Origin of the sequence: Shinella sp. WSD5-1 (assembly GCF_963942435.1) — a bacterium.
Taxonomy (GTDB): domain Bacteria; phylum Pseudomonadota; class Alphaproteobacteria; order Rhizobiales; family Rhizobiaceae; genus Shinella; species Shinella yambaruensis.
In genome coordinates, this window is the sequence record NZ_OZ012596.1 from 3,534,410 (window position 1) to 3,558,339 (window position 23,930).

20 protein-coding genes are annotated in these 23,930 nt (G+C 67.3%); 11 read left to right on the plus strand and 9 right to left on the minus strand.

Features of this window, described 5'->3' with window-relative positions; translation table 11 throughout:
* Window positions 1-28: 28 nt before the first annotated feature.
* From AABQ55_RS17325 to AABQ55_RS17340, 4 genes are all read left to right on the plus strand, one after another.
* Complete coding sequence (locus AABQ55_RS17325; RefSeq protein ID WP_272805886.1) at window positions 29-1,192, plus strand: polyamine ABC transporter substrate-binding protein; 1,164 nt, start codon at window positions 29-31, stop codon at window positions 1,190-1,192.
* A gap of 192 nt (window positions 1,193-1,384) precedes the next feature.
* Complete coding sequence (locus tag AABQ55_RS17330; protein WP_272805887.1) at window positions 1,385-2,251, plus strand: ABC transporter permease; 867 nt, start codon at window positions 1,385-1,387, stop codon at window positions 2,249-2,251.
* Window positions 2,251-3,075: an ABC transporter permease gene (locus tag AABQ55_RS17335; RefSeq protein WP_272805888.1), complete on the plus strand. Its 825-nt coding sequence runs from the start codon at window positions 2,251-2,253 to the stop codon at window positions 3,073-3,075. Before AABQ55_RS17330 ends, AABQ55_RS17335 begins: the two co-directional genes overlap by 1 nt.
* 5 nt (window positions 3,076-3,080) lie before the next feature.
* Window positions 3,081-3,842, plus strand: a complete 762-nt coding sequence (locus tag AABQ55_RS17340) for an SDR family NAD(P)-dependent oxidoreductase (RefSeq protein WP_272805889.1) — start codon at window positions 3,081-3,083, stop codon at window positions 3,840-3,842.
* A 99-nt stretch (window positions 3,843-3,941) separates the two neighbouring features.
* On the opposite strand, the gene AABQ55_RS17345 is transcribed toward AABQ55_RS17340, so the two are convergent.
* On the minus strand, window positions 3,942-4,664 hold the full coding sequence (locus AABQ55_RS17345; protein WP_244766835.1) for a L,D-transpeptidase: 723 nt from the start codon (window positions 4,662-4,664) through the stop codon (window positions 3,942-3,944).
* A 167-nt stretch (window positions 4,665-4,831) separates the two neighbouring features.
* Between AABQ55_RS17345 and AABQ55_RS17350 the strand changes: the two genes are divergently transcribed.
* The gene (locus AABQ55_RS17350; protein ID WP_272805890.1) at window positions 4,832-5,431 is read left to right on the plus strand and encodes a YdeI/OmpD-associated family protein; all 600 of its coding nucleotides are present in this window, start codon (window positions 4,832-4,834) and stop codon (window positions 5,429-5,431) included.
* Window positions 5,432-5,465: 34 nt separating this feature from the next.
* On the opposite strand, the gene AABQ55_RS17355 is transcribed toward AABQ55_RS17350, so the two are convergent.
* From AABQ55_RS17355 to AABQ55_RS17385, 7 genes are all read right to left on the minus strand, one after another.
* Window positions 5,466-6,503, minus strand: coding sequence for a glycoside hydrolase family 25 protein (locus tag AABQ55_RS17355; protein WP_272805891.1), 1,038 nt, complete (start codon window positions 6,501-6,503; stop codon window positions 5,466-5,468).
* A gap of 137 nt (window positions 6,504-6,640) precedes the next feature.
* Entirely contained in the window at window positions 6,641-7,213 is a 573-nt protein-coding gene (locus tag AABQ55_RS17360; protein WP_272805892.1) for a hypothetical protein, read from the minus strand.
* A 15-nt stretch (window positions 7,214-7,228) separates the two neighbouring features.
* Window positions 7,229-8,890, minus strand: a complete 1,662-nt coding sequence (locus AABQ55_RS17365; protein ID WP_272805893.1) for a urocanate hydratase — start codon at window positions 8,888-8,890, stop codon at window positions 7,229-7,231.
* Between the two features lie 203 nt (window positions 8,891-9,093).
* Window positions 9,094-10,191, minus strand: a complete 1,098-nt coding sequence (locus AABQ55_RS17370) for a DUF917 domain-containing protein (RefSeq protein ID WP_272805894.1) — start codon at window positions 10,189-10,191, stop codon at window positions 9,094-9,096.
* A complete protein-coding gene (locus AABQ55_RS17375) occupies window positions 10,176-11,462 on the minus strand; it encodes a Zn-dependent hydrolase (protein ID WP_272805895.1) in 1,287 nt (428 codons plus the stop codon). Before AABQ55_RS17375 ends, AABQ55_RS17370 begins: the two co-directional genes overlap by 16 nt.
* Entirely contained in the window at window positions 11,462-12,841 is a 1,380-nt protein-coding gene (locus tag AABQ55_RS17380) for a dihydroorotase (protein ID WP_272805896.1), read from the minus strand. The genes AABQ55_RS17375 and AABQ55_RS17380 overlap by 1 nt, the downstream gene beginning before the upstream one ends.
* A 12-nt stretch (window positions 12,842-12,853) precedes the next feature.
* Complete coding sequence (locus tag AABQ55_RS17385) at window positions 12,854-14,392, minus strand: aromatic amino acid lyase (RefSeq protein WP_272805897.1); 1,539 nt, start codon at window positions 14,390-14,392, stop codon at window positions 12,854-12,856.
* 163 nt (window positions 14,393-14,555) lie between these two features.
* Between AABQ55_RS17385 and AABQ55_RS17390 the strand changes: the two genes are divergently transcribed.
* A complete protein-coding gene (locus AABQ55_RS17390) occupies window positions 14,556-15,719 on the plus strand; it encodes a LysR family transcriptional regulator (protein ID WP_272805898.1) in 1,164 nt (387 codons plus the stop codon).
* Here AABQ55_RS17390 and AABQ55_RS17395 read toward each other — a convergent pair.
* Window positions 15,716-16,690 carry a GlxA family transcriptional regulator gene (locus AABQ55_RS17395; protein ID WP_064330625.1) on the minus strand — a complete coding sequence of 325 codons (975 nt, stop codon included), beginning with the start codon at window positions 16,688-16,690 and terminating at the stop codon, window positions 15,716-15,718. The two genes, AABQ55_RS17390 and AABQ55_RS17395, sit on opposite strands and share 4 nt — an antisense overlap.
* A 114-nt stretch (window positions 16,691-16,804) precedes the next feature.
* Here AABQ55_RS17395 and AABQ55_RS17400 point away from each other — a divergent pair, with 114 nt between their 5' ends.
* From AABQ55_RS17400 to AABQ55_RS17420, 5 genes are all read left to right on the plus strand, one after another.
* Window positions 16,805-17,719, plus strand: a complete 915-nt coding sequence (locus tag AABQ55_RS17400) for a 3-keto-5-aminohexanoate cleavage protein (protein WP_244766845.1) — start codon at window positions 16,805-16,807, stop codon at window positions 17,717-17,719.
* A 191-nt stretch (window positions 17,720-17,910) separates the two neighbouring features.
* On the plus strand, window positions 17,911-19,404 hold the full coding sequence (locus AABQ55_RS17405; protein WP_272805899.1) for a carnitine 3-dehydrogenase: 1,494 nt from the start codon (window positions 17,911-17,913) through the stop codon (window positions 19,402-19,404).
* Window positions 19,405-19,585: 181 nt separating this feature from the next.
* A complete protein-coding gene (locus tag AABQ55_RS17410; protein WP_272805900.1) occupies window positions 19,586-20,746 on the plus strand; it encodes an acyl-CoA dehydrogenase family protein in 1,161 nt (386 codons plus the stop codon).
* 187 nt (window positions 20,747-20,933) lie between these two features.
* Window positions 20,934-22,997 carry an acetate--CoA ligase family protein gene (locus tag AABQ55_RS17415; RefSeq protein WP_272805901.1) on the plus strand — a complete coding sequence of 688 codons (2,064 nt, stop codon included), beginning with the start codon at window positions 20,934-20,936 and terminating at the stop codon, window positions 22,995-22,997.
* A complete protein-coding gene (locus AABQ55_RS17420) occupies window positions 22,994-23,776 on the plus strand; it encodes a carnitinyl-CoA dehydratase (protein ID WP_244766849.1) in 783 nt (260 codons plus the stop codon). Before AABQ55_RS17415 ends, AABQ55_RS17420 begins: the two co-directional genes overlap by 4 nt.
* The last annotated feature ends 154 nt before the right edge of the window (window positions 23,777-23,930 follow it).

Consider the following 23,930-nt stretch of genomic DNA (forward strand, 5'->3'; position numbering starts at 1 on the left):
GAAACAGGCCCAACAGGGGAACAGCATTATGTCGAAATGGTTCAGAGAGAATGCCCCGATCAGCGCTCGGGAACTGACGGACGAGTTCATGCGGCTGAAACGCGGCTCCGTGACGCGCCGCCACTTCCTCGCCGTCACCGGCCTCGGCCTTGCCGCCGCCGTGCTGGCGCGCCAGCCCGGCCTCTTCACCGGCGAGGCGCACGCGCAGGAAGACCTCGGCTCCGCCATGTCGCTCGCCACCTGGCCGAACTACCACGACCCGGCGACCTTCGAGGCCTTCACCGCCGCGACGGGCGTCGCCGTCGAGGTCAACGTCTTTGGCTCGAACGAGGAGATGCTGGCCAAGCTCCAGGCCGGCGGCACCGGCTGGGACCTCTTCGTGCCCACCAACTACACGATCTCCACCTATGCCGGCCTCGGCCTGATCGACCCGCTCGACCTTGCCAAGGTGCCGAACTTCGACCCCGGCACCCAGAACACCCGCTTCACCAACGAGGGCACGGTCGACGGCAAGGTCTATGCCCTGCCGAAGAACTGGGGCACGACGGGCATCGCCGTCAATGCCGACAAGGTGAAGTCGAAGGTGACGAGCTGGAAGGAGTTCTTCGAGGTCGCCATGACCGAGGCGGACGGCCGCGCCATGGTGCACGACTACCAGCTCACCACGATCGGCAACGCCCTCGTCTCGCTCGGCTTCTCCTTCAATTCGGTCAAGCCCGAGGAGCTGGCCAAGGCCGAGGAACTGCTGATCAGGGTCAAGCCGCACCTCTACGCCATCAACAGCGACTACCAGCCCTCCATGCGCGCCTCCGACGCCTGGATGACCATGTGCTGGACGAACGACGGCGCGCAGCTCAACCGCGACATCCCGGAAATCCAGTTCGCGCTCGGCTCGGACGGCGGCGAGATCTGGTCGGATTTCTACGCGGTGCCGACAAGCGCCACCAACAAGCCGGCCGGCTACGCCCTGCTCAACTTCCTGATGGACCCGCAGAACGCGGTGAAGGAGCACATCGCCAACGGCGCGCCGACGACGGACAGCCGCGTGCTCTCGCTGCTGCCGGCCGAAATCACCGGCAACAGGATCGTCTATCCCGACGAGGCCGCCCTGACCCCGCTCGAATTCGGCGCCGCCGTGACGCTGACGGACCCGGCCCGGGCGGAGCTGATGGCGCGGTTCAAGTCGGCGTAGCGGAAAGCCCCTCATCCGGCTGCCGCCACCTTCTCCCCGCAGGCGGGGCGAAGGGTATGCGGCGCCCGCATCATTCCCTTCGAGAGGGAACGGGACGCAGCCACACATTTCCTTCTCCCCGCCTGCGGGGAGAAGGTGGCCGGCAGGCCGGATGAGGGGCGACCCTCGCATGTTGCAACAGGATCAACCGCAATGCCCCTGACGATGACGACGAAAAGACGGCTGGTGACGGCGGCGCTGCTGGCGCCGACCTCCGCCTGGCTGTTCGTCTTCCTCGTGCTGCCCTTCATCGCCATGCTGGTCTTCTCCGTCGGCGAGCGCGGACCGGCAGGCGGCTACCAGGCGGCGTTCACCTTCGCGCAATATGCCAACCTGCCGGCCCGCTCCGCCGCCTACTGGAACACCCTCATGCTTGCGCCCGCCGGCGCCTTCCTCTGCCTCCTCGTCGCCTATCCGACGGCCTATTACCTCGCCGTCAAGGCGAGCCCGCGCCACCGGCTGCTGCTCGTCTCGCTGGTCGTCGTGCCGTTCTGGACGAGCCTGCTCGTGCGCACTTATGCCTGGATGTACATCCTCGGCTCGCGCGGCATTCCCAATCTGCTCGACATGATCGGCATTGCCGACGTGCGCCTGCTCAACACGCCCGGCGCCGTACTGCTCGGCATCGTCTACGGCTACCTGCCGCTGATGATCATGCCGATCTATGTCAGCCTCGAAAAGCTCGACCGGCGCCTGCTCGAAGCCTCCGCCGACCTCGGCGCAAAACCCCTGTCGACCTTCTTTTCCGTCACCCTGCCGCTGTCGCTGCCGGGCGTCATGACGGGCGTCGCGCTCGTCACCATCCTGCTTCTCGGCGAATATCTCATCCCGCAGCTCCTCGGCGGCGGCAAGGTCTTCTTCATCGGCAACGCGCTGGTCGATCTCTTCCTGCAATCGCGCAACTGGCCCTTCGGCTCGGCCATCGCCGTCACGCTGGTCGCCGTCGTCGTGGTGGTGCTGATGGTCGCCATGCGCATCGCCTGGAGGATTTCCGGCACGAGACAGGTGGACCTCGTCTGATGCGCGCGCTGATCACCGCCGTCTATCTCTTCCTCTACGCGCCGATCGCGCTCGTCGTGCTGTTCTCCTTCAATGCGGGACGCAATGCGAGCGAGTTCACCGGATTTTCCGTCGAATGGTACGGCAAGGCGCTCGCCAATCCGTTCCTCATCACGGCCTTGCAGAACAGCCTGATCATCGCCCTCGTCAGCGCCACGCTCGCCGCCGTCTTCGGCACCATGGCCGCGCTCGGCCTCGAACGGCTGGGCAGCCGCGCCCGCGCGGTCTTCGACGGCCTGCTCGCCGCCGCCATCGTCGTGCCGGGCGTCGTCATCGGCATCGCGACGCTCGTCGCCCTCGTCGCCGTCTTCGGCGCGATCAACCCGGCGATCGCCGCCATCTGGCCCGGCGAAAAACCGCCGCAGCTCGGCCTCGGCTACGGCTCGATCATCGCCGCGCACGGCCTCTTCACCATGGCGCTCGTCACCATGATCGTGAAGGCGCGCATCGCGACGCTCGGGCGCGACATCGTCGAGGCCTCGGCCGATCTCTACGCGACGCCGCTCACCACCTTCCGCGACATCGTGCTGCCGCAGATCCTGCCCTCGGTGCTCGCCGGGTTCCTCCTCGCCTTCACCTTCTCCTTCGACGATTTCATCGTGGCCTTCTTCGTCGCGGGCTCCAAGACGACGCTGCCGATCTACGTCTTCGCCTCGATCCGCCGCGGCGTGACGCCGGAGGTGAACGCCATCGCGACGATGGTGCTGGTCGCCTCGCTGCTCCTGATCCTCATCGCCCGCCTGCTGATGCGGGAGAAAACCCGAAAATCGCCTGCCGGAGAGTAAGACCGATGATCCTGAAGAACCGCGTCGCCATCGTCACCGGAGCGGGCTCCGGCATCGGCCGGGCCGGTGCGCGCATCATGGCGCGCGAGGGCGCCACCGTCTGCGTCGCCGACCGCGACGAGGCGCGCGCGGCCGAGACCGTCGATTTCATCCGTGCCGACGGCGGCAAGGCCGAGGCGGTCATCGTCGACGTCACCGACGACGTGGAGCTGAAGATGGCGGTCGCGTCCGTGCTGTCGCGCCACGGCCGCGTCGACATCCTGCACAACCATGCCGGCGCGCAGGTCGCCGGCGATCTGGAGAGCGTGCCGCTCGACGGGCTCGACCTCTCCTGGAACCTCAACGTGCGCGCGCACCTGATCGCCGCCCGCCTCGTCATGCCGGCCATGAGGGCGCAGGGCAAGGGCGTCATCCTCAACACGGCCTCCTCCTCCGGCGTGCTCTACGACCGCGAGATGATCGCCTATACGACGACGAAACACGCCGTCATCGCCATGACCAGGCAGATGGCCGGCGACTATGCCCGCCACGGCATCCGCGTCAACGCGCTCTGCCCGGGCTGGGTGGACACGCCCTTCAACGCCCCTTTCATCAGCCAGATGGGCGGACGCGAGGCGATCGAAGGCTATATAAGGGAAAAGGTGCCGATGGGCCGCTGGGCGGATGTCGAGGAGATCGCCGAGCCGATCCTCTTCCTCGTCTCCGACCGGTCAAGCTACATGACCGGCCAGATTCTCGTGGTCGACGGCGGCGAGACCGTGACCTAGAGCATTTCCGGCGAACTCCGGTTCGCCGGAAATGCTCTAGATTCTTGTTTTTCCCGCATTATCCGACACCGAAGCGATCTCGCTCCGGCTGGAAATGCTCTAAGCGCCGACGGCCGCGCCCATCGGTCCCTGATGCACGACGATGCGGGCGTGATAGGGCACGCGCTTGTAGAGGTCGAGCACATCCTGGTTGATCAGCCGCACGCAGCCGGACGACGTCGCCTTGCCGATCGATTTCCATTCCGGCGAGCCGTGCAGGCGGTAGAGCGTGTCCTTGCCGTTCTGGAAGATGTAGAGCGCCCGCGCGCCGAGCGGGTTCTTGATGCCTGGCTCCATGCCGCCGTTCTCGACGGAATACCTGGCAAGGCTCGGCGTGCGCGCGATCATGTCGGCCGGCACCTTCCAGCGCGGCCAGGGCTGGCGCCAGTGGATGATGCCTTCGCCTTCCCAGGCGAAGCCCTCGCGGCCGATGCCGACGCCGTAGCGCATCGCCGTGCCGCCCGGCTCCACCACATAGAGGAAGCGGCCGGGCGTATCGACGACCACCGTGCCCGGCGTCTCGCCGGTCGGGTCCTTCACGCGCTGGCGATAATATTTCGGATCGATTTCCCGGTAGGGAATGGCAGGGATGAGATGGCCGCCATCCTCGACGGCGGCGTAGCGCGCGGCGAGCTCCTCGTCGCTCGCCGGCACGATCGGATAGCTGACCTTCTGCGGAACCGGGGCATTCCTGACCGACGTTTCCGTGGTTGCGCATCCTGCAAGCGTCGCGGCGGCGCCCATGAAAAACGCTCTGCGCGACAATGTGCACACCGTAGGCATTCTCTTTACGATCTCCTTGGGAAGAAAAGGGAGGTTTGTCAGATGGCTAGCCAAACCGCGGGCGGGCTGGCAAGAAACATCGGGATCACTTCTTCGGCATTAGTGCCTGCCCGGCCGGGCGGCCAGTGCACGAAGGACACGGCTCACCGGAAAACGGGGGAAACACGATGGCGCCTGTGGAAATCGACCCTGCCCATGTCCGCGAATTTCCCGGACAGGAAGCGTTCCATCGCTGGCTGGCGGAAAACCACGCCACGGCGCCCGAGGTCTGGATCAAGATCCACAAGCGCGCCTCCGGCCTTGCCTCCATCGATCCCGAGGAGGCGATCGAGGTTGTGCTCTGCTGGGGCTGGATCGACGGCATCCGCAAGGGGCTCGACGAGAAGAGCTTTTTCCAGCGCTACTGCCCGCGGGGCAGGAAGAGCGTGTGGAGCAGGAAGAACGTCGAGACGGTGGGCCGGCTGATTAAGGACGGGCGGATGACCGAACACGGCCTTAAACATGTGGAGGCCGCCAAGGCGGACGGCCGCTGGGACAAGGCCTATGGCAGCGGCAAGGACATGAAGATCCCGCCGGACCTGCAGGCCGCGATCGACGCCGAGCCGGCGGCAAGGGCGATGCTCGGCAGGCTCACCGAGCAGAACCGCTTCGCCCTCGCCTTCCGCGTCCACACGATGAAGACCGAGGCCGGCCGCAGGCGGAAGATCGAGACCTTCGTGGAGATGCTGAAGCGCGGCGAGACGATCTATCCGCAGAAACGGAGGTAGATCGTCCGGCTCATCCGCCTGCCGTCGTCGACAATCAGTCGCGGCTGGCCGAGCGCTGGCCGGCAAGCCAGTTGTGCCAGTCGTTCACGCTGCCGTAGAAGACGTTGAGGTCGATCTTGCCGGTGACGCCGTGCGACAGGCCCGAGCCGGAATACTGCCAGAACACCCAGCGGCGGTTCGGATAGCGCTTGGACGGGTGCGCGGCGACGGAGCGCAGCCAGAACGGATGGTTCGTCAGCTCGCCCGAAAGATTGTCCTCATAGAAATCCGGCGCCGTATAGATGATCGGCCGCTTGCCGTAGTGGCGTTCCAGCATCTCGGAGAAGACGCGGATCTTCTCGACGTACTGAGCGCGCGTGAGACGCTTCTTGCAGCGCGATTCACCGTTGTATTCCGCATCGATGACCGGCGGCAGCGCATCGGGATCCTTCGGCACGTTGCGGATGAACCATTCGGCCTGCGAGCTTGCGACGCGGCACCAGTAGAAGAAGTGGTAGGCGCCGCGCTTGATGCCGGCTTCCTTGGCCTTGCGCCAGTTCTTCTGGAACATCGGATCGAGATGGTCGCCGCCATCCGTCGCCTTGATGAAGGCGAAGTTGGCGCCCTGCATGCGCAGCTTCACCCAGTCGATATCGCCCTGCCAGCGCGAAACGTCGACGCCGTGCACCTGATAATGCTTGGGCGCACGCTTGCCGAAATTGATCGGATGGGCGTCGCGGAACTGCTGGCTGTAGACGCGGGAGCGTTTCCGCGAGCCGCCTTCGGATGCGGGTTCCTCGGCCGTCACGGCCTCCGCCGGCCGTTCGGCGGGAATGGCCGATTGCTGGGTGACGCTCTCGAAGACGTGGGTCCCCGCCGCCGGGCCGGCCCAGGCGAGCATCTCCGCGCCGTCCGCCGTCACCTTGCTCTCGCCGACGGCGACCTCCGGCACGGGGCCGCTCGCCTTCGAAACCGAGGCGGTGGTCTCCGAGGACGGCTTGATGGCGAGCGCCGACACGGGGTTGGAGCTCGACGCACACCCCGTCATGGCGGCACAGGCAAGGAGGACCGTTGTAAGGACCGAAAGACGCATAGGCACCCGCACGCAAAACAAACCGAAGCCCCGCCCTTTCGACACATGGACGGAATTACTAACGGAAGATTACCGCGAAATATTAAATGCAACGTTTACGGCCATCGCGACATTTCAGGGAGTTAGCCCCGCCCGCATCACGATCCCCGCCGGCTGCCCTTCACAAATGCGTGTCCGCGCGGCGAAAGCCGGTAGCCGACGGCAAGGCTCTCCGTCAGCCCCAGTTCCTTGAGCTGCCGGATCTTCCGCTTGAGCGCCAGCTTTTCCACGCCGAGCCGTTCGGCCATCTCCGCGGCGGTGCGCCGGTCCCTTTCCGCGATCATGGCAAGCACCGCGCGTGTCCACGGTACCGCACGGTCGAGCGCGTCCAGCCGGGCGTCCAGCGCGGCGATATCGGACGGACCAACCGTATCGTTTTCACGCAGGCTTTCCCGCGGGTCCTTGCCCGCGACATGGAAGGCGATCCGGTAAAGCTGCCCCTCCGGCCGGAGGTCGCCAAGCAGGTCGGCCCGTGCGGCATAACCGGCCGCCCGCACATCCGCGTCGGGAACGGTGTGAATATCCACGGCCGCGACACTGTCGATAGCGAGCACACCCACGGCGGTGCGCAGCGTGCCGCCGGCGCGCACTGTCGGCCTCGACCAGCGGCGGAAGGCGAGCGTCACCTCGCCCCTGCCGATCCTTTCAAGCATGTCCGCCTTGAACAGCATCGCCCCTCGCCGGCATCAACCCACCGTCACGTAGCCGATGCCCTTCTTCGCGATCTCGTCGAGCGATTCGTCATAACCGGCATCGGCATAGCGGATGACGCCGAGCGACGTGTCGTTCGTCAAGGCGTGTTCCAGCCGTTCCGCACCGTCCGCCGTGCCGTCGGCGACGAGCGTCACGCCGCAGCTCGTCATATAGCCCGCATAACCGCCGCCGCCCGAATGGATGACGACGAGATCGGCCATGGAGGAGGAGAGCAGCATGGCGTCGAGCAGCGGCCAGTCGGCAATGGCGTCCGAGCCGTCCTTCATGCGCTCGGTCATGATGTTCGGGTGCGCCATGGCCCCGGCATCGAGATGGTCGCGCGAAAAGGCGACCGGCCCCTTCAGTTCGCCGGCCGCCACCAGCCGGTTGACCGCCAGCGCCAGCGCCGTGCGCTCGCCGTGGCCGAGCCAGGCGATGCGCGCCGGCAGGCCCTCGAAGGGCACGTTGTCCCGCGCCAGCCGGATCCAGTTGGTGACGATCCCGTTGTCCGGGAACATCTCCAGGACGAGATCGTCGATCCGCGCGATGTCGCTCTCCGCGCCGGACAGCGCCATCCAGCGGAACGGCCCGATGGCCCGCGCGAAGAGCGGCCGCAGATAGGCCTCGGTGAAGATCGGGATGTCGAAGGCATCGGCGACGCCCCCTTCCCGCGCCTGCGTGCGGATCAGGTTGCCGTTATCGAACACCTCGGCGCCCTGCCTCTGGAATTCCAGCATGGCCGAGACATGCTCGACGATGGAGGCGCGGCTTGCCGCCATCAACTGCCCCTGCCCGTCGTCGCGCAGGCCCCGCACCTGGTCGAGGCTCATGCCCTTCGGCACATAGCCGTAGACGAGATCGTGCGCCGAGGTCTGGTCGGTGACGATGTCGGGCACGATGCCGCGCCGGGCGATCTCCGGATAGATTTCCGCCGCATTGCCGACGAGCCCGATCGAAGTCGCGCGCTTCTCCTTCACGGCTTCGTCGATCATCCTGAGCGCCGTATCGAGGTCCGGCGCGACATGCTCCAGATAGCCGACGGCCTTGCGCGCCGCCGCGCGCGCCGGATCGATATCGACGCAGAGGATGGCCGCCCCCGCCATGCGGCCGGCGAGCGGCTGCGCGCCGCCCATGCCGCCGAGGCCGGCCGTCAGGATGAAGCGGCCGGCGAGGCTGCCGCCGAAGCGCTTCTCCGCGATGCGCATGAAGATCTCGTAGGTGCCCTGGATGACGCCCTGACTGCCGATATACTGCCAGGCCCCGGCCGTCAGCCCACCCCAGCAGATCAGCCCCTTGCGCTGGAGCTCGTAGAATACCTCGGCCTTCGCCCATTGCCCGACGATGTTGCAGTTCGCCATGATGACGAGCGGCGCCTTGGCATGGGTCTTCAGCAGGCCGACCGGCTTGCCGGACTGGATGACCAGCGTCTGGTCCTCGTCCATCTCCGTTAGCGCCTTGACGATGGCCCTGTGCGCCGCCCAGTTGCGCGCCGCCTTGCCGAGCGCGGCATAGACGATGAGATTGTCCGGATCCTCGCCGACCGACAGAACGTTCTCGAGAAGCCGCAAAAGCCCCTCCTGCCGCCAGCCCCTGGCGCGCAAAACATCGCCGCTCGGGATCGGATAGTTCGGATGGCGCGGATTGGGCTTGGGCATGGTCGTCTCCTCAGCGTTCATGGGGAGGTTCACCCCCCTCTGCCCTGCCGGGCATCTCCCCCACGAGGGGAGAGATCGGCTGGACGCGATGGCATCTCTTCATTTGCAACGGCAGCGTGAGGCTAGACGTTGCCTCTCCAATCTTCCCCCTTGTGGGGGAGATGCCCGGCAGGGCAGAGGGGGGTGCAGCCGCACCCGTCCGCTTAAACCGTCGTCTCCAGCGCATACCGCGCCAGCTCGATCCCCATCGCCTTCTCCACCGACGGATAGACGGTCGGATCGAGCACGCTGGAGGCGAGCGGGATGATCGTCTTCGGCACGTGCAAGACGAACACCGTCATGCCGGCCTCAAGCTGGCCGACGCTGAGCGGCTCGCCCTCGGGCGAGAGCGTGGTGATGACGTCGGGGTACGTGGCGAGGCGCTTTCCGCCCGCCGATTCCACCGCCATGTATTCGTTCATCACATGCAGCACGGAGGCATCGTCCCCCCTGCCGACCGTCACCGTGCCGATGTCGAAGGCTTCCTTCGTGTAGACCACCGACTTGTCCGTGATGACACCCTCGGACAGGATCGAGCCGCCCGTCGTCCTGACGATGGCGTCGATGATCGCCGCACCGCCCTTGCCCTCGGCGGCGATGATCGCCTCGCCGAGCTCCAGGGCCAGCGAGATGCCGCCGAGCGCCGCGTTCCTGCGCACATAGGAGGCGCGCAAGGGATTGCGGCAGGAGGCGATGAAGCCGCCGGACATGTCGGAGGCCGTGCGCAGGATCGGCGAGACCTTCGCGGTCGCGCCGCGCACGACGAGCTCGATATAGCGGTTCTCGTCGCGGTTTCCCCCGACGGCGGTCTGGATCATCTGCTCGGGCGAGCCTGCCATGCCGATCGACCCCATGTCCCCGGTCGGATGCGCCCGCATGTCGCCGACGGCGTCGAGCACCTTCGTGCCGAGGATCGCCGCGGGCAGCCAGCCGTTGAGCGTCGAGGACTTGCCGTTCTGCCCGACCATCAGCGCCGCGACCTTCTCGCCGAGCGCGTCCTGCAGAAGCTCCACCGCCTTCACATAGTCGACGCCGCGCATTTCCCAGGGCGTGGTGGAGGCCGGCGCGCCGATGGCGGCGGCGGTCGCCACCCAGTCGTCATCGGACAATTCATCGATGGAGACCAGCTCCGGCTTGCCGATCGAGACGGCGGCATAGCCGAGCATGCGGCCATGGTCCGCCCAGCCGCCGCCGCCGGCTGCATAGACCGAGCCGCCCTTGACCGCCGCCTCGACGTCTTTTTCCTTTAAGATCCGGCCCATCGGGCGTCCTCCTGACTCAATGTCTTATCCAGTTGAATCACCGCGTTAAAAAGCACCGCCGCGCCGAGCGCGATATCGTCCGTCTCGGCGAACTCCTCCGGCGCATGGCTGCGCCCGCCAAGGCACGGCACGAAGATCATCGCCGCCCGCGTCACCTTCGCCAGGAAGGCCGTGTCATGCCCGGCGCCGGAGGCCATGCGGCGATGGCTTGCGCCGGCCATCTCGCAGGCCGCATCCAGCACATCGAGCAGCAGCGGATCGCCGGGCGTCGGCATGTTGTCGGAGAGGCGGCGCGGCGGCGCGATGAGCGTGCCGGTCTCCCGTGCGAGCTGCTCCGCCATCTGCTCGACGGAGGCGGCAAAAACATCCATCGTGGTGCGGTGCTCGGCCCGCGCGTCGATCAACAGGCGCGCGCGCGACGGCACGACATTGGCCGCGTTCGGCGCGATGGAGAATTCGCCGACGGTCGCCGTGAAATGCCCCGGCCCTTCCGAGAGCGACTTCGCCAGCGCCTCGATGCCCGTTACCAGCCGCGCGGCGGCCGCAAGCGCATCGGCGCGCGCGCCCATCGGCGTCGTGCCGGCATGGTCCGCCCGGCCCTCGACGATGATCTCGATGCGCGTGATGCCGGCGATCGCCGTCACCACGCCGATATCCAGTTTCTCCGTTTCCAGCACCGGCCCCTGCTCGATATGCAGTTCGAGGAAGGCCGCGATGTCCTTGCGGGCCTGCGCCTGCAGGCGCGCCGGATCGCCGCCGATATCGCGAATGCCCTGCTCCAGCGTCAGGCCGCCGCTCTCGCACGCCAGCCAGTCCGCCGGCAGGACGCCGGCCATGCCGCGGCTGCCGATGCAGGAGACGCCGAAGATCGACACTTCCTCGGCAAGGAAATCGACGACCTCCAGGTCATGGTCGAGTTCGATCCCCTGGTACGCAAGGGCGCGGGCGACTTCCAGCGCCACCGCCACGCCGGCGATGCCGTCGTAACGCCCGCCATCCGGCACCGTGTCGGAATGGGAGCCGAGCATGATCGTGCCGAGGCCCGGTTTCCTGCCCGGCCGGCGGGCGATGAGATTGCCCGCGGCGTCGATGCGCGTTTCGAGCCCGGCCGCCCGAAACCTCTGGTCAAGAAAATCCCGCCCCGCCGGGAACAGAGCGGTAAAGGCACGCCGTGTGTAGGGCCGGCCGGGCTCGGTGAGCCGGGCAAGCCCGTCGATCACATCCTCTATGCGGGCGGGATCGACCGGCAGATTGGTTCGCGGCGCCGCCATCAGCGGCCACCTGCGGAAACGAGCGTCGGCAACGGGCGCACGAAGGCGCCGGACCCGGGTTCGGCGAGCACCCGTTTGCCGTCGAAGGCGAGCTTGCCGCGCAGCCAGGTCGCCGAGACGCGCCACGGCAGGCGGATGCCGTTATAGGGCGACCAGCCGACGACGTTGTGGCCGCTCGCCGCCGCGTCATAGCTATAGGGCTCGGGCGTCAGCACGGCGATGTCCGCGTCCTTGCCGGCTTCGAGCGCGCCCTTCACATGATCGAGCCGGAAATGCCGGGCGGGGTTCAGCGCCATCAGCTCGGCCGCCCGCGTCAGCGGAATGCCGCGCTCCAGCGCGCCCTTGACGAAGAGCGGCACCATGACCTCCAGCCCCGGCACGCCGGAAGCGTTGGCCAGCATGTCCGGATTGGTCTTGCGGTCCTCCGACCAGCTCACATGGTCGGTGGAGACGAGCGTCACATTGCCCGCGGCGACGTGCCGCCAGAGCTTTTCGACCTCGGCGCGCGGGCGGATCGGCGGGTTGATCTTCGCCTTGCCGCCGAGCCGGGCGACGTCGTTCTCCTCATCGAGCGTGAGATAGTGGATGCAGCACTCGATGGTCGCCCGAAACCCCTGCGCGCGATAGGCGCTGGCGATCTCGTAGCCCCGGCCGAGCGAGCAATGCACCACATGGGCCGGGCAGCCGGTTGCCGCGCCGGTCTCGTAGATCTGGTTGGAGGCGATGAGTTCCGTCAGCGGCGGGCGCGACAGGCCATGGGCGCGGTAGTCCGTGATGCCGGCCGCCTTCACCCTGGCGATCGCGGCGCGCACCGCCTCGTCGTCCTCGTTGTGCACGCCGGCCGTCAGACCGGTCGGGGCGATGGCGCGGAAGCAATCCTCCAGCAGCGCCGCCGGGATGCGCGGAAAGCGCTTCGGGTCCGTGCCGAAGGTGGAGAACTTGAAGGCCGCGACACCCGCCTCGACCATTTCCCCGATCCGCGCCGGCCCCTCCTGCGGATCGACCGTGCCGTAGAGCGCGAAATCGACGCGCGCCTGCGGCCCGGCATGGTCCACCTTGCGCCGCACGGCCTCGGCCGAGCACACGAGGTTGCCCTCGTCATAGGGCATGTCGACGATGGTGGTGACGCCGCCCGCCGCCGCCGAACGCGTCGACCAGATGAAATCCTCCTGGTTCTTCTGCGACAGCGAATGCACCTGCGCGTCGATCGCGCCGGGCAGGATCAGCGCGCCCGAAAGGTCGTGCCGCTCCCTCGCCGCCGGCATGGCCCCCTGGCCGACATGCGCCACCTTGCCGTCACGCACGGCGACATGGCCGCCGTCGACGATGCGATCCGCCAGGACCACGGTGCCTTTCAGGACGAGATCGAAATCGGCCATGGTCTGTCTCCGTCAGGGCTTGAGGGCGAAGAAGGCGTCGAATTGCGCCATGGGCGCGGCCTCGACGAAGGCGGCAAGCGCCTCGGGGCTGGCAAGATCGCGGTCGAGCGCCTCGATCTCGGCGGAAAGCGGCCGGTCCTTGCGGTAGAACGGGCTGATCGCCCGCGTGCGCTGGTAGGCGATGGCGACGACGCCGGCGACATTGTCGCCGGCAAGGTCGATCGCCTGGGCGGAGAGCATGGCTTCGAGGGCGGCGAGCTGGCGGAGGTCCCGCACCTGGCTCTCCATGCGCTCGACGATCAGCGGCAGGAAGGTCGCCTCCTCCTCCAGCCCGCCGGCGACGACGATGGACTGCGCCGAGATCGGCACCGCCAGCGACTGGATGCGCATGTAGAGCTCCACCGCGAGCTTCAGCAGCGGCCCGAAGCCCGTCGCCGTCTCGCCGGGCGCCACGAGGTTGACCGGCAGGTTGCGGCGCACGCCGTTGGCGAGCAGCACGCAGCGGTTCAGCACGTTGCGCGCAAGATGGGCGAACCCCGTCTGCGCCGCCTCGACATAGAGCGTCGTCGAGAGCGGCAGCGAGCCGCCGGAGGCCATGACGTGGTTGTCGAGCACGACCGGATTGTCGTCGGACTGCGCCGTCGCCTCGACGATGCGCTCGGCGGCGTTCATCAGCGTATCGAGGCAGGCGCCGAAGACCTGCGCGGTCATGCGCAGGCTGAGCGGATCGTGGATCGCCGACGGTTTCGGCCAATGGCCGGAGGCGGCCTGCGCCTCGAACCAGGTGCCGGCAAGTGCCTCGCCATGGGCCGAGAGCCTTGCCGCCACGCGCCAGGGATCGGCCGAGGCGCCGAGCGCCAGCGAGGAGAGAACGCCCGTCACCATGAGGTTGCGGATCGCCATCGCCGCCTCGCGCACCACATTGGCCGCCGCGGCATGCGAGATGGCATTGACGCTGAGGGCGGCCAGCGCATCGCGCGGCTGCATGCGATAGGGTTGGAGGCCGGCGCGCTTCAGCGCCTCCAGGGCCGGCAGGCGTTCGCCGCCGTACCACGCCTCGCCCTCGCCGGTCAGGACCGACGCGATCTGGCCCATCAGGCCGATATCGGCGCACCCCATCGAGCCATGCCGGCGCACGACGGGCACGACATCCCGTTCGAGCAGCCCGAGCAGGGCGTCGATCAGCTCCGGGCTGCAGCCGGAATAGCCGCCGAGCGCCGTGTTGACGCGAATGCCCATTGCCTTGCGCACGATCGGCAGCGTGAAGGGCTCGCCGGTGCCGAAATGGTGGGCCCTCACCAGGCTGTTGTTGAACTCGATGAGGTCGTCGGCCGTCCAGAGCTTGTCCTTCATCGAGCCGACGCCGGTATTCGCGCCGTAGATCGGCAGGCCCGTGGCGAGGCGATCGGTGATGACGCGGCGCGACGTGCCGACACGCCCCATGCCGATCTCGCAGGCCACCGGCCGACGCGCAGCCGTGCCGATCGCCTCCAGCGTCGCGAAATCGAGCGGCTGGCCGGTCAGATAGAGCGTGTCGGCGGAAGCGAGCATTTTCAAAAAGCCTGTCTCGAACGGCAATTCCGGCAAAAGCGCCTGTCCGGAATGCGTAAAACCGAATGCGGATGTTATGCGGAACGCGGCCCGAACCCATATCCCAAAATCCGTACGGTTCATGCTATGAACCGTACAGACGGAAAACCCGAAGGAGCCGCCCGTGGATCTATCCACGCTTCGCCTTGTGCACAGCATTCTCGAAGAACGCGGCATCCGCAGGGCGGCGGCCGCGGAAGGACGCCCCGCCTCCAGCGCCAGCGCGGCGCTGCGCCGGATGGAGGCCGTGCTGTCGGTGCCGCTGGTGCGCCGCGACGGGCAGGCGCTCGTGCCGACGCTCGACGCCGAGGCCCGCCTGCCGCGCTTTGCCGAAATCGCCGAAGCGGCCGCCGCGCTCGCCGCCCTCGGCAAAGGCGGGGAAACGAGGCCGGCCGTCTCGCTCGCCGCCCTTTCCCGCTTTTCCGCGACGGCCCGCGCCGGCAGCATCAACAGCGCCGCCAAGTCCCTCGGCCTCGGCCAGCCGCAGCTCACCCGCCAGCTCAGCCATCTGGAGGCGGCGATCGGCTGCAAGCTCCTCGCGCGTTCGGCGACGGGCATCACCTGCACGCCCGCGGGCCTGGAAGCGCTGGCGCTCGCAGAACGCATCGGCGCGGCCTGGGAGTCCCTCTCCACCGCATCGGCCGAACGGTTCCGCCGCAGCGCCGCCACCTGGCGGCTCGGCGCGATCATCCCCTTCGGCCATGAAAGCGAGATCGCCGCCATGCTCGCCCGCCTCGCCGTGGCGTGGCGCGCGGCGCGGCCCCGCCAGCCGCTCTTCCTCTCCTCCACCACGGCGGACGAACTGGTCTCGGGCCTGAAAAACCGCCGCTTCGACCTGATCCTGCTCGACACCGACCGCTACCCCGCCGAATTCGAAGGCAGCCTGATCGGCCGCTCCCGGCTGGCGCTTGCCGGCCCGCGCAGGCTGGACAGCGCCGAGAAGCAGGATTTCGCCACGCTGCTATGCCAGTACCCGATCGCCGTGCCGAGCCCGCGCAGCGGCCTGCGGCAGATGACCGACCGCTTCCTCGAAGCGACGCTTTCCCCCGCCGAGCGCACCCGCCTGACGCTGGTCGAGGTGGATTCGATCCCCGTCATCATCAACCTCGTGCTCGGCCACGGCCATCTCTCGGTGCTGCCGGAGCACTCCGTCGCCAACATCAAGCCGCCGCCGGCGCTGCTGCCGCTCGATGACGCCTACCAGCAATCGCTGAGCCTCGTCTGGCCGCGCGACGCGCTTTCCCGCAAGGCCGCCGAGACGATGCTCGCGCTTCTGACGAAAACCTAGCCCTTCGCCCCGGCCCTCAGCCGGCGACGGGTCTCCGTCGGGCTCTCGTGATAATGCGCCCGGTAGCTGCGCGAGAAGGCGGAGGAGGAGTTGAAGCCGGTGAGCGCCGCGATATCGGCGAACTCGGCCCTCGTCTCGATGACCTTGCGGCGGGCGGCGTTGAGGCGGAGCGCGAGATAGTGCTGGTGCGGCGCGACGCCCATCGTCTCCTGGAACAGGTCCTGGAGATGGCGCGCGCTGACGCCGACGCGCTTTGCAAGCCGCGTCAGGGTGAGCGGCGCGTCCACCGTCTCCTCCATCAGCCGCACCGCCTGGCTGACGCGCTGGTCGGCGACGCGCATGTTGCCGAGCGCCGGCACCTGCAACAGGCCGCCGGTGCGCTCGTGCTCGTAGATGAAGAGCCGCGAGACTTCGAGCGCCAGCGAATAGCCCTGCCGGCGGCGGATGATCTCCAGCATCAGGTCGAGCGTCGGCAGCGAGCCGCCGGTGGTGATGCGCTTGCCGTCGATGACGTAGCGCTGCCGCTCGACGTCGATCTGCGGATAGGCGGAGGCGAATTCCTCCATGTCCTCCCAATGGATCGTCACGGAGTGGCCGTCGAGCAGGCTCGCCTCGGCAAGCAGCCAGCTGCCCGATTCGATGCCGGCCATGGCGATGCGGTGGCGGGCGGTCTGCGAGAGCTGGCGGCGCAACAAAGGCGTCGCACTCATCTGCCATTGATAGCTCGACAGCACGAAAAGCGGCTGGGTCTCCCGCTCCGGCCGGAACGGACCGTCCACCGGCACGGGGATGCGGCTGCGCGTTTCGACCGGCAGGCCGTCGGGCGAGAAAATCCGCCAGCGGTAAAGGTCCTGGCCGGAGATGCGGTTGGCGGCGCGCAGGGGCTCGATGACCGAGGCGACGAGGATGAGGTTCGTCTCGGGCAGGACGAGAATATCGATGTCGAGCGTTTCGGAGGAGGGATCCAGCATGCGGCAATCCTGCGGCTCCGTCTCCCGAATTGTCAAGGATGGATCCGAAAAGTGAAAGCACTGCGCCTTCTCTTGGCTCGTAATGGCTTCAACGAGAATACTGGGAGAACGACAATGCCCCTAGCGATGAACCGCGACGTTTTCATCACCTGCGCCGTCACCGGCTCCGGCGACACCGCCGGCAAATCCCCCCATGTGCCGCGCTCGCCGAGAGAGATCGCCGAATCGGCGATCGAGGCCGCCAAGGCCGGCGCCGCCGTCGTGCACTGCCATGTGCGCGATCCGGAAACCGGCGCGCCGAGCCGCCGCAACGACCTCTACCGCGAGGTGACCGAGCGCATCCGCGACGCGGAAGTCGACGTGGTGCTGAACCTCACCGCCGGCATGGGCGGCGACATGATCTTCGGCAACACCGAGCAGCCGCTGCCGCTCAATCCCAACGGCACCGACATGGCCGGCGCGACGGAGCGCGTCTCCCACGTCGCCGAATGCCTGCCGGAAATCTGTACGCTCGATTGCGGCACGATGAACTTCTCGCTCGGCGACTACGTGATGACCAACACGCCGTCCATGCTGCGCGCCATGGGCCGGATGATGACCGATCTCGGCGTGCGCCCGGAGATCGAGGCCTTCGACACCGGCCATCTCTGGTTCGCCAAGCAGCTCGTCGAGGAAGGCGTCATCGAGGATCCGGTGCTCATCCAGCTCTGCATGGGCATTCCGTGGGGCGCGCCCGACGACCTCAACACCTTCATGGCGATGGTCAACAACGTGCCCTCGAACTGGACCTTCTCGGCCTTCTCCATCGGCCGCAACGCCATGGCCTATCCGGCCGCGGCGGTGCTTGCCGGCGGCAATGTCCGCGTCGGCCTGGAGGACAACCTCTATGTCGGCAAGGGCCAGCTCGCCACCAATGCGCAGCTCGTCGACAAGGCCGTCAACATCATCGAGAGCATGGGAGCCCGGGTCATCGGCCCGGCCGACGTGCGCGAGAAGCTGAAGCTTACGAAGCGGGCACCGCGGGGCTGACGGACCGGGTTGCCCCTCACCCTAGCCCTCTCCCCGCAAGCAGGGAGAGGGGACCTGCCAGACCGGACGTTCGGGACGGAGGAAAACGGCGCGGCATATCCCTTCTCCTCGCTCGCGGGGAGAAGGTGGCGGCAGCCGGATGAGGGGCAACAAACCGCGCACACGGAAAAGAACATGAGGGAACGCACAGCATGACCACCATCACCAAGGCAGCCTGTGTCGGCGGCGGCGTCATCGGCGGCGCATGGGTCGCCCGCTTCGCGCTGGCCGGCATCGACGTGAACATCTTCGATCCGCATCCGGAAGCCGAACGCATCATCGGCGAGGTGATGGCCAATGCCGAGCGCGCCTATGGCATGCTCACCATGGCCCCGCTGCCGCCGAAGGGGAAGATCACCTTCTGCAAGAGCCTGGAAGAAGCCGTGCAAGACGCTGACTGGATTCAGGAAAGCGTGCCCGAGCGGCTGGAGCTGAAGCGCGGCGTGCTGACGAAGATCGACGCGGCGGCAAAGCCCGACGCCCTCATCGGCTCCTCCACGTCGGGCCTGATGCCGACAGACCTCCAGCGCGACATGAAGCATCCCGAACGCCTGTTCGTCGCGCATCCCTACAATCCCGTCTACCTGCTGCCGCTCGCCGAACTCGTCGGCGGCCAGAAGACGTCGCGCGCCGTCTTGGAAGACGCCAAGGCCAAGCTCGCGCCGATCGGCATGAAGGGCGTGATCATCAACAAGGAGATCGAGGCCTTCGTCGGCGACCGCCTGCTGGAAGCCGTCTGGCGCGAGGGCCTCTGGCTCATCAAGGACGACATCTGCGACACCGAGACGCTCGACGACGTGATCCGCTATTCGTTCGGCATGCGCTGGGCGCAGATGGGCATGTTCGAGACCTACCGCATCGCCGGCGGCGAAGCGGGCATGCGCCACTTCCTCGCCCAGTTCGGCCCCTGCCTCTCCTGGCCCTGGACGAAGCTGACCGACGTCGTCGACCTCGACGACGCGCTCGTCGAAAAGATCGCCGGCCAGTCGGACGCCCAGTCCGGCGCGCGCGGCATCCGCGAGCTGGAACGCATCCGCGACCAGAATCTCGTCGGCATCATGCACGCGCTGAAGGCGGGCGACGAAGGCCGTGGCTGGGGTTCGGGCAAGCTGCTCGCCGAGTTCGAGGCGCATCTCTGGGCCAAGGCCGGCAAGGCGAAGGTCGAGGTGTCCGCAAGCGAACCGCTGCGCCTCGTCGACACCAGGGTCAACGCCGCCTGGGTCGACTACAACGGCCACATGACGGAGCACCGCTATCTCCAGCTCTTCGGCGACACGACCGACGCGCTGCTGCGGCTGGTCGGCGTCGACTTCGCCTATGTCGAGGCCGGCCACAGCTACTACACGGTGGAGACCCATATCCGCCATCTCGGCGAGGCCAAGCTCGGCCAGGCGCTCTACACGACGCTGCAGCTGCTCTCCTTCGACAACAAGCGCATGCACTACTTCACCCGCATCCACGACGCGGCGACGGGCGACGTCATCGCGACGGCCGAGCAGATGGTGCTGCATGTCGATTCGAAAGCCGGCAGGAGCGTCGACGCGCCCGCCGAGGTACTGGCGAAGATCGCGCCGATCGCCGAAGCCCATACCGGGTTGCCGAAGCCGGACGGCGCAGGCCGCAGCGTCGGGCAAAGAAAGAACTGACGACGCGAGCCGCCACCCCCCTCTGCCCTGCCGGGCATCTCCCCCTCAAGGGGGGAGATCGGCAAGGGGCAAGGCGGTGCCACAATCAATCTCCCCCCTTGAGGGGGAGATGCCCGGCAGGGCAGAGGGGGGTGGCCACAAATGGCACCTCTCACGAAAAGAGTATGGGGAGGACTTTTCCATGAACTTCGCATTGACCGACGAACAGCAGATGATCGTGGATACGGTCCGCGCCTTCGTCGAAACGGAAATCTATCCGCACGAAAACGAGGTCGAGCGCACCGGCCATGTGCCGCCGGAGCTCGGCCGGGAGATCGCCCGCAAGTGCAAGGAGATCGGCTTCTTCGGCTGCAACATGCCGGAGGAAGTGGGCGGCGCCGGCCTCGACCACACCTCCTTCACGCTCGTCGAGCGCGAGCTCGGCCGCGGCTCCATGGCGCTGACCGTGTTCTTCGGCCGCCCCTCCGGCATCCTGATGGCCTGCAACGACGAGCAGCGCGAAAAATACCTGCTGCCCGCCGTCAGCGGCGAGAAATTCGACGCCCTCGCCATGACCGAGCCGGATGCCGGCTCGGACGTGCGCGGCATGAAGTGCTTTGCCCGCAAGGACGGCGACGACTGGATCGTCAACGGCACGAAACACTTCATCAGCCACGCCAACATCGCCGATTTCGTCATCGTCTTCATCGCCACCGGCGAGGAGGACACGCCGCGCGGCAGGAAGAAGCTGATCACCTGCTTCCTCGTCGACCGCGGCACGCCCGGCTTCGAGATCCGCGACGGCTACAATTCGGTCTCGCACCGCGGCTACAAGAACTGCATCCTCAATTTCGACGAATGCCGCCTGCCCTCCGCCCAGATCCTCGGCGAGGTGCACAAGGGTTTCGACATCGCCAACGACTGGCTCTACGCGACGCGCCTCACCGTCGCCGCCACCTCGGTCGGCCGCGCCCGCCGCGCCTTCGACTACGCCCTCAACTACGCCGCCGAGCGCAAGCAGTTCGGCAAGCCGATCGGCGCGAACCAGGGCGTCTCCTTCAAGCTCGCCGACATGATCACCGAGATCGATGCCGCCGACCTCCTGACGCTGTCGGCCGCCTGGCGGCTCGACCAGGGCCTGCCGTCGAACCGCGAGATCGCCTCGGCAAAGGTCTACGCCACGGAAATGCTCGCCCGCGTCACCGACGAGGCGATCCAGATCTTCGGCGGCATGGGCCTGATGGACGACCTGCCGCTCGCCCGCTTCTGGCGCGATGCCCGCGTCGAGCGCATCTGGGACGGCACGTCGGAAATCCAGCGGCACATCATCAGCCGCGACCTGCTCCGGCCGCTGGGGGCGTGAGCATGGCGAATCCCGGATTTGCCCCTCACCCTAGCCCTCTCCCCGCAAGCGGGGAGAGGGAATGTGCCAAACGCCATGCCTTGAAACGGGAAAACGGCCCGGCATATCCCCTTCTCCCCGTCCTGACGGGGAGAAGGTGCCCGGCAGGGCGGATGAGGGGCAAGGCAACACCCGGAAAGCTCCACGCATGACTCCCCGCCCCCTCGACCGCCTCATCCGCCCTAGGTCCATCGCCGTCTTCGGCGGCAAGGAAGCCCGCCGCGTCATCTACCAGTGCGACAAGATGGGCTTTTCCGGCGAAATCTGGCCGGTGCATCCGCGCGAGGAGGAGATCCTCGGCCGCAAATGCTACCGCTCGGTCGCCGACCTGCCCGGCGCGCCGGACGCCTCCTTCGTCGGCGTCAACCGCGAGCTGACCATCGGCATCATCCGCGACCTTGCGGCCCGCCGCGCGGGCGGGGCCGTCTGCTACGCCTCCGGTTTCCGCGAGGCCGTCAGCGAGCTTGCCGATGGCGACGACCTGCAGAAGGCGCTGGTTGCGGCCGCAGGTAGCATGCCGATCCTCGGGCCGAACTGCTACGGCTTCATCAACATGCTGGACGGCGCGCTGCTCTGGCCCGACCAGCACGGCATGCTGCGCATCGACAAGGGCGTCGCCGTCCTCACCCAGTCGTCCAACATCGCCTGCAACATTTCCATGCAGCAGCGTGGCCTGCCGCTCGCCTATATCCTGACCGCCGGCAACCAGGCCCAGACCGGCCTTGCCGATCTCGCCTGCGCGGTCCTCGAAGACCCGCGCGTCACCGCCGTCGGCTTGCATATCGAGGGCTTCGACAGCCTCGAAGCGCTGGAACGCCTCGGCCAGCGCGCCCGCGACCTGAAGAAGCCGGTCGTCACGCTGAAGGTCGGCAAGTCGGAACAGGCGCAGCTCGCCACCGTCTCGCACACCGCCTCCCTCGCCGGCAACGACGCGGTCTCCTCGGCCCTCCTCGCCCGTCTCGGCATCGGCCGCGTCGAGACGCTGCCGGAGCTTCTGGAAACGCTGAAGCTGCTGCATGTCGCCGGCCCCCTGCCGAACCACGACATCTCCTCGATGAGCTGCTCGGGGGGCGAAGCCTCGCTGATGGCCGATGCCGGGGTGAAGCGAAAGGTGAACTATCGCGCGCTCGAAGATTTCCAGCGCCAGCCGCTGCGCGAAACGCTCGGCCAGATGGTGACCATCTCCAACCCGCTCGACTACCACACCTTCGTCTGGGGCAACCGCGAGAAGCAGACTGCCGCCTTCACGACGATGATGCGGGGCGGCTACGGCCTGAACCTCGTCGTGCTCGATTTCCCCCGCCTCGACCGCTGCGATGCGGCCGACTGGGTCACCACCTGCCACGCCGTCATCGACGCCTCGAAAGCCGCGGGCGCGAATGCCGGCATCGTCGCCAGCATGGGCGAGAACATGCCGGAGGAAACGGCCGAGATGCTGATGCGGAACGGCGTCGTGCCCTTCTACGGCATTGAGGAGGCACTTGCCGCCGCCGACGCCGCCGCCGGCATCGGCGAAGCCTGGGCCGGGCCTCAGTCTCGGCCGCTCCTCAAGGCGCCGGCCGGCGAAGGCGAGCCCGTCACCCTCACCGAGCATGAGGCCAAGCAGGCGCTTGCCGCCCATGGCCTGCCGGTGCCGGAGGGTCTTGTCGCCGAGACGGCGGACACGGCCGCCGACGCCGCCGAAGAGCTCGGCTTCCCGGTCGTGCTCAAGGGCCTTGGCGTCGCGCACAAGACCGAGGCGGGGGCGGTGAAGCTCAATCTCGCGAACCGCGAGGCGGTGCTGGAGGCCGCGAACGCCATGGCCGGCGTCGCCGCCGGCTTCCTCGTCGAGAAGATGGTGGGCAAACCGGTCGCCGAGCTCATCGTCGGCGCCATGCGCGATCCGGTCGCCGGCCCCGTTCTGACGATCGGCGCGGGCGGCATCCTCGTCGAATTGCTTGAAGATTCCGCGATCCTGACCCTGCCGACGGACGAAAGGACGATCCGCGAGGCGATCTCCGGCCTGAAGATCGCAAAACTGCTCGGCGGCTATCGCGGCGCGCCGAAGGGCGATATCGACGCCCTTGTCGCCGCCGTCGCATCAGCGGCATCCTATGTCGTTTCAAACGCTTCAATAATCGAAGAACTGGACATTAATCCAATAATGGTGCTGCCGGAATGCGACGGTGTCGTCGCGGCCGATGCGCTGATCCGTCTGAGGAAAAACCCATGACCGGACCGATAAGACAGCGCCGCGAGGGCGGCATCCTGGAAGTGACGATCGATCGCCCAAAGGCGAACGCCATCGACCTTGCGACCAGCCGCATCATGGGAAAGATTTTCGCCGACTTTCGCGACGACGAGAGCCTGCGGGTCGCCATCGTCACCGGCGCGGGAGAAAAATTCTTCTGTCCAGGATGGGACCTGAAGGCCGCCGCCGCGGGCGACGCGGTCGATGGCGACTATGGCGTCGGCGGTTTCGGCGGCATGCAGGAACTGCGCGACCTCAACAAGCCGATCATCGCCGCCGTCAACGGCATCTGCTGCGGCGGCGGGCTTGAAATCGCGCTCTCCACCGACCTCATCCTCGCGGCCGAGCACGCGACCTTCGCCCTGCCGGAAATCCGCTCCGGCACGGTGGCCGACGCCGCCTCGATCAAGCTGCCGAAGCGCATCCCCTACCACATCGCCATGGACATGCTTCTGACCGGTCGCTGGCTGGACGTTCAGGAGGCGCATCGCTGGGGTTTCGTGAACGAGATCCTGCCCGCGGAAAAGCTTCTGGACCGGGCCTGGGAGCTCGCGCGCCTGCTCGAAAGCGGCCCGCCGCTCGTCTATGCCGCGATCAAGGAAGTGGTGCGCGCCGCCGAGGGCGAGACCTTCCAGGCGACGATGAACAAGATCACCCGCCGGCAATTCCGGACGGTCGATATCCTCTATTCCAGCGAGGACCAGCTCGAAGGCGCCCGCGCCTTCGCGGAAAAGCGCGATCCCGTCTGGAAGGGGCGATAGGAGAAGCGCCCCTGCATCGGGCGCGATCCGCATTCTTCCATAAGCTCAGCTTGTGGCAGGAATAGATAATTTAGGACGTTACACGCGGCTTCTGCGTGGGTAGCTTATGAACAAAGCGCCGCATCCACGGCAGAAAGAGGAGGCTTTCGGGAGA

Excerpts from the sequence above, each read along its gene's own strand:
- AABQ55_RS17325 (WP_272805886.1), top strand. The coding sequence starts at position 29 with ATGTCGAAATGGTTCAGAGAGAATGCCCCGATCAGCGCTCGGGAACTG.
- AABQ55_RS17330 (WP_272805887.1), top strand. The coding sequence starts at position 1,385 with ATGCCCCTGACGATGACGACGAAAAGACGGCTGGTGACGGCGGCGCTG.
- AABQ55_RS17335 (WP_272805888.1), top strand. The coding sequence starts at position 2,251 with ATGCGCGCGCTGATCACCGCCGTCTATCTCTTCCTCTACGCGCCGATC.
- AABQ55_RS17340 (WP_272805889.1), top strand. The coding sequence starts at position 3,081 with ATGATCCTGAAGAACCGCGTCGCCATCGTCACCGGAGCGGGCTCCGGC.
- AABQ55_RS17345 (WP_244766835.1), bottom strand. The coding sequence starts at position 4,664 with ATGCCTACGGTGTGCACATTGTCGCGCAGAGCGTTTTTCATGGGCGCC.
- AABQ55_RS17350 (WP_272805890.1), top strand. The coding sequence starts at position 4,832 with ATGGCGCCTGTGGAAATCGACCCTGCCCATGTCCGCGAATTTCCCGGA.
- AABQ55_RS17355 (WP_272805891.1), bottom strand. The coding sequence starts at position 6,503 with ATGCGTCTTTCGGTCCTTACAACGGTCCTCCTTGCCTGTGCCGCCATG.
- AABQ55_RS17360 (WP_272805892.1), bottom strand. The coding sequence starts at position 7,213 with ATGCTGTTCAAGGCGGACATGCTTGAAAGGATCGGCAGGGGCGAGGTG.
- AABQ55_RS17365 (WP_272805893.1), bottom strand. The coding sequence starts at position 8,890 with ATGCCCAAGCCCAATCCGCGCCATCCGAACTATCCGATCCCGAGCGGC.
- AABQ55_RS17370 (WP_272805894.1), bottom strand. The coding sequence starts at position 10,191 with ATGGGCCGGATCTTAAAGGAAAAAGACGTCGAGGCGGCGGTCAAGGGC.
- AABQ55_RS17375 (WP_272805895.1), bottom strand. The coding sequence starts at position 11,462 with ATGGCGGCGCCGCGAACCAATCTGCCGGTCGATCCCGCCCGCATAGAG.
- AABQ55_RS17380 (WP_272805896.1), bottom strand. The coding sequence starts at position 12,841 with ATGGCCGATTTCGATCTCGTCCTGAAAGGCACCGTGGTCCTGGCGGAT.
- AABQ55_RS17385 (WP_272805897.1), bottom strand. The coding sequence starts at position 14,392 with ATGCTCGCTTCCGCCGACACGCTCTATCTGACCGGCCAGCCGCTCGAT.
- AABQ55_RS17395 (WP_064330625.1), bottom strand. The coding sequence starts at position 16,690 with ATGCTGGATCCCTCCTCCGAAACGCTCGACATCGATATTCTCGTCCTG.
- AABQ55_RS17400 (WP_244766845.1), top strand. The coding sequence starts at position 16,805 with ATGCCCCTAGCGATGAACCGCGACGTTTTCATCACCTGCGCCGTCACC.
- AABQ55_RS17405 (WP_272805899.1), top strand. The coding sequence starts at position 17,911 with ATGACCACCATCACCAAGGCAGCCTGTGTCGGCGGCGGCGTCATCGGC.
- AABQ55_RS17410 (WP_272805900.1), top strand. The coding sequence starts at position 19,586 with ATGAACTTCGCATTGACCGACGAACAGCAGATGATCGTGGATACGGTC.
- AABQ55_RS17415 (WP_272805901.1), top strand. The coding sequence starts at position 20,934 with ATGACTCCCCGCCCCCTCGACCGCCTCATCCGCCCTAGGTCCATCGCC.
- AABQ55_RS17420 (WP_244766849.1), top strand. The coding sequence starts at position 22,994 with ATGACCGGACCGATAAGACAGCGCCGCGAGGGCGGCATCCTGGAAGTG.